Origin of the sequence: Pseudomonas sp., from assembly GCF_026224925.1 — a bacterium.
Lineage (GTDB): Bacteria > Pseudomonadota > Gammaproteobacteria > Pseudomonadales > Pseudomonadaceae > Aquipseudomonas.
The window spans coordinates 1-7,870 of sequence record NZ_JAMFRV010000081.1 but is presented as its reverse complement, the minus strand read 5'-3'; the positions used below and the strand labels follow the sequence as shown (position 1 = coordinate 7,870).

The 7,870-nt window shown below is 57.9% G+C and carries 7 protein-coding genes; 3 read left to right on the top strand and 4 right to left on the bottom strand.

Annotated features, from left to right (window positions below; all coding sequences use genetic code 11):
• The 3 genes from M0974_RS03670 to M0974_RS03660 form a co-directional block, all read left to right on the top strand.
• Positions 1–1,218, top strand: a 1,218-nt coding sequence (locus tag M0974_RS03670) for a HAMP domain-containing sensor histidine kinase (protein WP_297832970.1), incomplete at its 5' end; no start/stop codon positions are given.
• Positions 1,219–1,436: 218 nt separating this feature from the next.
• Positions 1,437–2,153 (top strand): lipopolysaccharide kinase InaA family protein, encoded by a 717-nt coding sequence (locus M0974_RS03665; protein WP_297832969.1) that lies wholly within the window; start codon positions 1,437–1,439, stop codon positions 2,151–2,153.
• Positions 2,153–2,362 carry a hypothetical protein gene (locus tag M0974_RS03660; RefSeq protein ID WP_297832967.1) on the top strand — a complete coding sequence of 70 codons (210 nt, stop codon included), beginning with the start codon at positions 2,153–2,155 and terminating at the stop codon, positions 2,360–2,362. The genes M0974_RS03665 and M0974_RS03660 overlap by 1 nt, the downstream gene beginning before the upstream one ends.
• Before the next feature lie 206 nt (positions 2,363–2,568).
• Here the strand turns inward: M0974_RS03660 and M0974_RS03655 are convergent, their stop codons facing one another.
• The 4 genes from M0974_RS03655 to M0974_RS03640 all read right to left on the bottom strand — a co-directional run bounded on the left by M0974_RS03655 (position 2,569) and on the right by M0974_RS03640 (position 7,731).
• Positions 2,569–3,666 carry a DUF1513 domain-containing protein gene (locus tag M0974_RS03655; RefSeq protein ID WP_297832964.1) on the bottom strand — a complete coding sequence of 366 codons (1,098 nt, stop codon included), beginning with the start codon at positions 3,664–3,666 and terminating at the stop codon, positions 2,569–2,571.
• Position 3,667: 1 nt separating this feature from the next.
• Positions 3,668–4,741, bottom strand: coding sequence for an imelysin family protein (locus tag M0974_RS03650; protein WP_297832963.1), 1,074 nt, complete (start codon positions 4,739–4,741; stop codon positions 3,668–3,670).
• Positions 4,742–4,775: 34 nt separating this feature from the next.
• On the bottom strand, positions 4,776–6,200 hold the full coding sequence (locus M0974_RS03645; protein ID WP_297832961.1) for a di-heme oxidoredictase family protein: 1,425 nt from the start codon (positions 6,198–6,200) through the stop codon (positions 4,776–4,778).
• 196 nt (positions 6,201–6,396) lie between these two features.
• Positions 6,397–7,731, bottom strand: a complete 1,335-nt coding sequence (locus M0974_RS03640) for an imelysin family protein (RefSeq protein ID WP_297832959.1) — start codon at positions 7,729–7,731, stop codon at positions 6,397–6,399.
• Positions 7,732–7,870 lie beyond the last annotated feature (139 nt).

Genomic DNA, 7,870 nt, shown 5'->3' with positions numbered 1-7,870 from the left:
GTGGCCGGGTCGTTCGCATTGGGGATCGTGGCAACGGTTCATCTGGTCGAAGAAAAATTGATTTCTGCAGGTTTGGGTGGAGACCTGAACCGGTTGCTGCTGATGGACAGCGTGAGCGACTGGAGCCACCGCCCTGAGCCGGACCAATTGTTCTACTACAGCAACGGCCGTGGTGATTTCGAATTGCCCAAGGATTTGCGACATCTAGACTCTGGCTTTCACGAAGTTTTTCGCGAAGCGCTGTCCTATCACGCCATGGTCGAGATCGTCGACGGTCGGCATTACGTTCTGTTGCAGGACCAAAGTGATTTCGAAGAGCGAGAGCGGGTGCTGTTCGCCGTGGTGCTGGTGGGGTTTGTCCTGGCCCTGGCGTTGGCGGTTTTTCTCGGCTGGATTTTGGCCCGTCGGGTGATGGCACCCGTTGTACGTCTGGCTCGGCAGGTGCGTCATCGCGATCAGTTGCTGGGGCTGGCGCCACCCTTGGCGCCGGACTATGCGGCTGACGAAGTAGGTGAGCTGGCAACCGCCTTCGACGCCACACTTGGGCGTCTGCGTCAGGCGTTGACCCGTGAGCGTCTTTTCACCAGCGACGTCAGCCATGAACTGCGTACACCCTTGATGGTGCTCGCCAGTTCCTGCGAGCTATTGCTGGAAAATCCCGACCTTGATCATCGTGCACGTACTCAGGTCCAGCGGATCGCCCGTGCCTGTGAAGAAATGCGTGACTTGGTACAAACCTTCCTCATGTTGGCCCGTACCCAGCGCGACGAGGCTGGGTCTTCAAAAATCTCGTTGAGCGCGGTGGCTGAGCAACTCATGGCGTTGTGGCGCGAGCCTATCGAGCGTAAGGGGCTGAGTCTGGAGTTCGATCCAGGCACCCCATCGCAAGGCACCTACCACACCACCTTTTTACTGGCCGTCATGGGTAACTTGCTGCGCAATGCATTGCATTACACCGACCAAGGGTTCATTCGTCTGACCTTGGAGAGCAAGGGCTTCGTGGTTGAAGACAGTGGCGTCGGCATCCCCGAAGAAAAACGTGAAGCGATGTTTCAGCCGTTTGTGCGTGGCAATGAACAGCGCGGCGAGGGGTTGGGTCTTGGGTTGTCGCTGGTTCAGCGGATTTGTGAGAACGAAGGGTGGACTGTCAATCTCAGCACCATGGAGCCCAATGGTTGCCGTTTTCGTGTCGAACTAGCCGAAATATCTAGCAAATAACGATCATCTAAGGCTTCGAACCTTTCAGATTGAAAACTGTCACACTTGCGCAACAGTCACTCTCGGTCGCGTCCGGTGCGCATCAGATTGGCATCAAACAGGCAGGTCCGCTGAAGTCTTTAGCGGGTACGGCCTTTGCAGATACTTGGATATACCCTCGATTTCTGCAGCTTCTTTCACCATTGGGCAGGTTTTATCCCTAACGCATGAGGTAAGCAATGGCCGTTGATTTCGTAGCCGCTCCGGGCGTCGCCTCTCAAGACCGGTTTGCCTATTTCTGGAGCCAACAAGGCGAGTGGGTTGAAGAACCTAACCTGCGCCGTGGTGGTGAAAGTGGCGTGCAGCGCGTGATGTCGGCCAATGGCCGCTTGCTCTACGTCAAACGCCAGACGGGTCATCTCTATCGCTCATGGCTTCATCCGTTCGGCAGGCCGACCGTATTGCGCGAGCGTGATGCGATAGAAGGGCTGCGTCAGCTCAACGTTAATGTTCCCAAGCTGGTGTTTTGCGGCGCAGAGCGCGACGCGGACAAACAGTGGCGGGCGTTGTTGGTGACCGCGGCACTCGACGGTTTTACTGAAATGGAGAATTGGTACGCTGCGGGCGGCCGCGAACGTTACGGTGAAGCGCTGCATGATCGTCTGCTTGAAGAATTGGCCGTCACTTTGACCCGCATGCATTTGGGGCGCTGGCAGCACAGCTGCTTATACATAAAGCACGTTTTCGTACGGGTCACCGGTGAGGGCCCTGATACGAAAGTGGAGGTCGCGCTGCTTGATCTGGAAAAGTCCCGGCGCCGCTGGTCAGCTCAAAGTGCCGCCCAGCATGACATGCAGCAGTTGCGCCGCCATTCGTCGTTCACCGATACAGATTGGCTGAAATTAGTCTATTTTTACGAGAATGCGTTTGGCAGCGCTATCAAAGGCTTAAGGTAATGAAACTCGAAATAACCCGAGGTTTGTTCTTGGTGGGGGCGCTAGGCATCGCGTCCTTGGCCCTGACAGTGTGGGAACAGCCTGGCCCGAAAATTTTGGGCGCAGAGATTGGCGCGGGCCATTGTCCGGTACCACGCGTAGCCAAGGTTGAACAGGTAGTCAAACCGAGCCATGATTTGCTGCTGTTCATGTTTGGCATGACTCAGTAACGGACGGAGTTAAAGGTTTCTGCTTATAAAATTGGCCGCTCACTGAGCGGCCAATTTGTTGGGGATACCCAGTGTCCGGTCCGCCGCGAATCCTGTAGGAGCGAACTTGTTCGCGAATGAAGCCGCGCGGTACGTCAGATACACCGTGCTGTCCGCTTCCCGAACAAGTTCGGTCCCACAGATTTTGCGCGATGGCGGTAAGGCCATCACGCAATGTGCAGGTGGTTATCCCACAGCCCGGCAGGCAGCTCTAGCGGTGTTGCGGTTATCTGATCTTGACGGCAATCGTAAAAACGGCAGCGACCTTGGCCTGAGGTGACTACGAAGCCGTTTTCCACCGCGCCAATGCCCGCGCAGTCGGCCAGGGGCGCATCCAGTCGGACCTTCCCGCTGTCCAGGTTCCAGATGAAGAAGCGATTGCCGCGGGGCGCACTCAGCGCGACCAGGCGCAGGTCGTTGTGTATTGCCACGCTCGCGCTGTAGTGGTTCATCGCTTGCAACTGGTTCTCGGCCAGTGGGAACGCAACGAACGGCTCTCCGGGGCGTTTGATTGCCAGAAGCTCGGCAGACGCCTGCGCGTCGCCCATGAATTGCTGCCCGGACACCACCGTGCCGTCGCTGGCGATGGCCAAGTGGCGAATGCTGTTCATCGGCTGGCTGAGCGTCTCTTTGCTTAACAATGTGCCGTCGCGGCGCATCAGCACCAGGCTAGGTTGCATGGCGTTCAGGTTCATTTCGACGCGGCTTTCGGCTTCCGTACGAATGCCTCCGTTGGCGACGACCAATGTTTCACCATCAGGCATCCATGACACTTGGTGTGGGCCAACGCCGTGAGTGGATAGTTCACCGCTGTGCACCAGGCGCTCATCAATGAACCGATAGACACCCAGCAGGCCACGGCCCGGGTCCGTGGTGTCGTTCTCGGTGGCGTACAGCCAGCCGCCGCCTTTGTGAATGACCGCATGGCCATAGAAGTGCCGGTTCGGCAGCGACGTTATCGTTTGCAGTAGACGTCCGTCACGCATGTCCAGCAAGTAGCTTTCCGTTCCCGGCCTGCGTGCAACGAACAATGCCAGCGGCAAATCAGGGTGGTTGATGATGTCGTGGCATCGCTGGCCAACCTGGGTAGCGAACACCTGCTTGCCGTCCAGGCGATAACCCACGGCAAAGTGCTTACCGTCGCTGTCGTCTCGGGCAGAAAGCAGCAGAGGTGGGTTTTGCTTTGTTCGAAAGACAGTCCAGCCGCCCAGCGTGCACGCACCCAGCAGCAAGCTCCCCAAAGCCAAGGCCTGACGTCTCAACATATCAGTCTCCGTCGTTGGCATTGAAGCCCAGTTGAACACCCAGTGCCTTTGCCAACTCGCCTTCGTGCAAACGATGCAGTGTGTTCAAGCTGTCGTAGAACGCGTTGAGTTGCCGACGGCCATCTTCGCTGGCGAGCAAATGAGCCAACGGCGGCTGTAACGCCGACAACAGCGTGCTGCTGTCGGCGTAAGCGGCATCGATCCGGTCTGCTATTGGTTTTTGTTCGGCGCTCAGCAGGCCACGCAAGCCATGATTGTCTACGCCGGTCCATACCGTTTTGGCGCTGAGCAAGCTGGCTTCCAGACTTTTCAGCGAAGATTCGCTGCGCCATGCATCAGCCTGAAAGGGCTGAGGGATGCCCTTGGACTGGCGGCCCAATGGCGTGCCGAGCTTTTTCTTCAGGCTGTCCAGCGCGGTGACCTGGACGCGCAGTAATTCGGCAATGGCTTCATGGGCGTCGGCGTAGCGCTGATTGGGAAACTTACTTAGCTGCGCCAGCATGCCGTCGGTGCTGTTCCAGCGATTGAGAATGTCTTCGGCGAGGCTTTTTTGTCGCTCGCCAATCGCCATCAGCAAGGGGCAGTAACGGGCTTGCTGCTCAGCATTGGTCATGTCGACCACCGCGTCGTACAAAATGTATTCGTAGGCCGAAAGGCCCTGTACAACGACGCTGGCGTTGGCGAGCGCCGCTGCATCAATCTGCGGTTGTGCGGTCACTAACTGCTCCACCTGACGGCCGACCAGGTTCTTTTTATCCGGCCAGAACTGTATCTGCCAGGCACGATTGCCTTCGGCCAGTGGTCCGATCAATAACGGCTGCAACTCAGCCCAGGCGGTTTGTGCGTGGAGGAAGTCTGCGCGGGCGGTGTCCAGACTGGCGTTGCCTTGGCAGAAAGCCAGCGCACTGATCGACAACTGGCGGTCGGCGTCAACCCAGCGACTGTAGGTGGGTAGGATCACTTGTTTGGCAATCGCTGCCGAAGTCGCAGTTTGTGGATCTTTTGGCGAACAGGCCGCCGTTGTCAGGGTGGCGAGGGCGGCGAGGCTAGTCAGTAACAGTTTGGGGCGGAACATGTCCGGCTCCTGTGTTCGTTGTTAGGAGTACGCATCAAAGCGAGTTCAAAAAGGCCAGCAACGCTTCGCGCTGCGAGGCATCGAACCCAAGTACGTGTTGTTGTGCGGCCTGTGCTTCGCCGCCGTGCCAAAGCACTGCTTCGAGCAAATTGCGGGCTCGGCCGTCGTGTAGAAATTGCGTGTGGCCACTGACGGTTTCGGTGAGGCCGATGCCCCACAGCGGCGGAGTACGCCAATCCCGCCCAGAGGCCTGAAACTCGCTGCGATGATCGGCCAGACCTTCGCCCATGTCGTGCAGCAGCAAGTCGCTGTAGGGGCGAATGATTTGGTTAGCCAATTCGGGTTCTGCGGCGTCTGCACGGGTAGTGAATTGCGGGCTGTGACAGAGCTGACACCCAGCTTGATAGAACAGGTTTTTGCCTGCCAGTACCGAAGCGCTATCTACGTCTCGGCGTGCTGGGACAGCTAGGTTACGGCTGTAAAACAGCACCAGACGCTGGATGTTGTCGCTGACCTCCGGCTCACCCTCGGGGCTGTCGCCGTTGGGCGCATTGAGGCAGGCAGTTTGCGCTGCGGTGCAGTCGTCGGCGGGTTTGAGTCGGGTGGTCAGGCCCATGTCGCCGGAGAAGGCATGGGCGTTTTGCTGATTGAGGTTCGGTTGCCCGGCTTTCCAGCCAAAGCGCCCTAGTACGGTTTTCTGCTGGGTGTCGTCCCACACCCGATTGGCTCGTCCGGAAATGCCGTTGCCATCTTTGTCGTCGGGATCGGCTTGCGCGAGAATGGCGGCCTCAGGGATGGCTTCGAGCAAACCCAAGCCAATCATCGGTGGCGCGACCCGAGCAGAAAACTGCGTGTGCGGGTGCATTGGCCCGTAACCCAGCGTCGTGATGCGCAGTTCAGGTTTACGTAACGAGACCTGCATGCCGTCCTTGAAGGTGACCGCACGCTCAACGTAGTCGACGCGAACCTTGCCTTCGGGCGTGACGCCAGGGATCGCCATGTCTTGCAACTGGCCGCCATACACCGGCTCGGGCAGTATCCCGGTTCGTTCGATCAACTGCGCGAATGCAGGATCGTCGGGAATCGATAAACGCACCAGCATCGATACCGCATTGACCGCGTCTGGCGCAGGGGGATGACCACGTCCATCCTTAATGTGGCAGTTTTGGCAGGCATTGGTATTGAACAGCGGACCCAATCCATCGCGTGCCGTCGTGGTCGACGGTGCGATCACCCAAGGGTTGCGAAAAAAGCTGTTGCCGACGCTGAAATCCAGCCGGCGAAGCGGTGAAAGATTCGCCGAGGGTAGGGAGAAGGCGTTTCGATCAGCCTTTTTTACCGTAGTGCTTCCGCCAGACAAAGCTTCGCCGGATTCTGCCTGGGTAAAGCGTGGGGCGTCGTCACATGCGCTCAGGGTTATCGCGAGAGCGAAGGACAGAAGAGGGCGCAACGAAGGCATATATATCCTGGTGAGACATCTGTAGGACATCGCGTCCCGTCTCCGACACCACAAAACCTGTAGGGGCTGCCGAAGACTGCGATAGGCCGGGGTCGAGAACGACCGGCACGACCTTCAGCGGGATGACGAAAGCGACCGGTGCCCGGTCGATCGCAGCTTTCGGCAGCTCCTACCGGGGATTACAGTTTTCGGCTGGTTAAAACGAATGTTCAGCGTTATCCGGGTTCAGGTCGGTAATGCCTAAACGGCTAGCTGCTTGTTCGATGGCGCCCGTTTGGGTAACGAGGGAAGCGATGGCGTCGCGCACCACTTGGTTGCCTTCGGTATTGCCGGCCGCAATCAACTGGTCGAAGTGTTCACCGTTATTTGCTCGGTCGACGATTACTTGCAGTTTCGCTTGTGTGCCGTTGAGGTCGGACTTAAGCGTTGCGTCAGTCGCTGCGTCAGCCTTGGCGACCAGCGAAGACAGGCTCGGGCCGCTGATTTTTATACCGTCCACACGGGTGTATTCCCCCAAGTAAACGTTGCGGATGCCCAGGCCGTTGTAGAAGTGCGAATGGTGGGTGTTGTCGCTAAAACAGTCGTGCTCGTCTTCGCTGGAATTGGCTTCCAGAGCGACCTTCATCCGTTCGCCCGCGAGTTCGCCCAAGGACAGGCTTCCCATGCCAAACAGCATTTTGCGCAAACCACTTTCGCCCGACTCAGCTTCGAGCTTGGCGCGGTAGTTGTCGGCTACACCAGGCTTCCAGTTGCTGACCATGACTTCCAAGTCAGTCACCAGCAAGTCGGTGACCGCTTTGAGGTATTCGCGGCGTCGGTCGTTATTACCGCCAGTGCCGCGCGGTCCTTCGATGTAGTCAGTGGCTGGGCGCTCGCCCGCGCCCGCTTCGGTGCCATGCAAGTCTTGGCCCCACAGCAGGAATTCGATGGCGTGGTAACCGGTGGCAACATTGGCTTCCGAGCCGCCCAGTTCATTCAGGCTGGCGAGGGTGTTAGCGCTAATTTCTTTGACGTCGATCTTATCTTCGCCGACCTGGATCTGGGTGTTGGCAACGATGTTGGCAGTGGCGCCAGGATTACCCAGCGCGTGCTGGTAATCGGCGGCGACATAATCGATCAAACCTTCATCCAGGGGCCAGGCGTTAACCTGTCCTTCCCAGTCATCAATAATGGTATTGCCGAAACGAAAGACCTCAGTCTGCATATAAGGCACGCGTGCGGCAACCCAAGCGTCACGGGCGGCCTTGAGGGTTTTGTCGTCAGGCTTGGCCAGGAACTGGTTGACGGCGGTGCGCAGGGTTTTAGCGGTGGATTCGGCGTCGCTGAACACGGCGTAAATCATGCTCGTGTAGTTGGCGACCACCGCCTTGGCAGCAGCATTATCGGGTTGACCGCTTGTTGCGGGGGCGATGGTGGAAGCGACCGGAGCAGATGCTTTAACGGCAGCAACCTTGTCCTTGTCTTCGCCACAGCCAGCAAGAGAGACAGCGATGGCCAGCAGACTAGCTGTTGCCAGGGGCAAACGAATCATGACGAAATCCTGCGTCGGAATAAGAATAGAACGCGTTAGCAGTTATAAAGCTGCGTCATGATGCGAAAGATATGCAGTTAGCGTAAGGGGAGAGGGGGAGGAAATTGGTTACATGTCATTTCACGATGTAACGGCCAGC

Excerpts from the sequence above, each read along its gene's own strand:
- M0974_RS03665 (WP_297832969.1), top strand. The coding sequence starts at position 1,437 with ATGGCCGTTGATTTCGTAGCCGCTCCGGGCGTCGCCTCTCAAGACCGG.
- M0974_RS03660 (WP_297832967.1), top strand. The coding sequence starts at position 2,153 with ATGAAACTCGAAATAACCCGAGGTTTGTTCTTGGTGGGGGCGCTAGGC.
- M0974_RS03655 (WP_297832964.1), bottom strand. The coding sequence starts at position 3,666 with ATGTTGAGACGTCAGGCCTTGGCTTTGGGGAGCTTGCTGCTGGGTGCG.
- M0974_RS03650 (WP_297832963.1), bottom strand. The coding sequence starts at position 4,741 with ATGTTCCGCCCCAAACTGTTACTGACTAGCCTCGCCGCCCTCGCCACC.
- M0974_RS03645 (WP_297832961.1), bottom strand. The coding sequence starts at position 6,200 with ATGCCTTCGTTGCGCCCTCTTCTGTCCTTCGCTCTCGCGATAACCCTG.
- M0974_RS03640 (WP_297832959.1), bottom strand. The coding sequence starts at position 7,731 with ATGATTCGTTTGCCCCTGGCAACAGCTAGTCTGCTGGCCATCGCTGTC.